The sequence below is a fragment of the Plebeiibacterium sediminum genome (assembly GCF_026013605.1).
Classification (GTDB): domain Bacteria; phylum Bacteroidota; class Bacteroidia; order Bacteroidales; family Marinilabiliaceae; genus Saccharicrinis; species Saccharicrinis sediminus.
In genome coordinates this window covers 1-341 of the sequence record NZ_JAPDPJ010000392.1, presented here as the reverse complement: position 1 = coordinate 341, position 341 = coordinate 1, and the positions used below count along the sequence as shown (strand labels likewise).

The following is a 341-nucleotide window of genomic DNA, read 5'->3' as shown; positions in this document are numbered from 1 at the left end:
ATTACAACCTCAGTTTCGTTGGTACAGCCTGTTGCTTTATCGGTTACAACAACACTAAATGTAGTTAAGACTGGTAAACCACCATCAGCTGGAATAGCCAATGTGCCTGTCCAGGCAAAGGTATAATCGTCTACATTGCCGGAAGTCAGAATATCTTCATTGAAGGTATTGATATCAAAACCGGCTGCTTCATCTGCACAGTATATTGCAGAAGTTGTTTGTAAAGCAGGATCCGGATTTACAGTAATTACTACCTCTGTTTCGCTGGTACAGCCTGTTGCTTTAACAGTTACGACTGCACTAAATGTAGTTGAGATTGGTAAACCACCATCAGCTGGTAT

General features: G+C 41.3%; 1 protein-coding gene. It reads right to left on the bottom strand.

All coding sequences use genetic code 11. The features are described from left to right. Positions 1 to 341, bottom strand: a 341-nt coding sequence (locus tag OM075_RS25910) for a hypothetical protein (RefSeq protein WP_301193427.1), incomplete at both ends; no start/stop codon positions are given.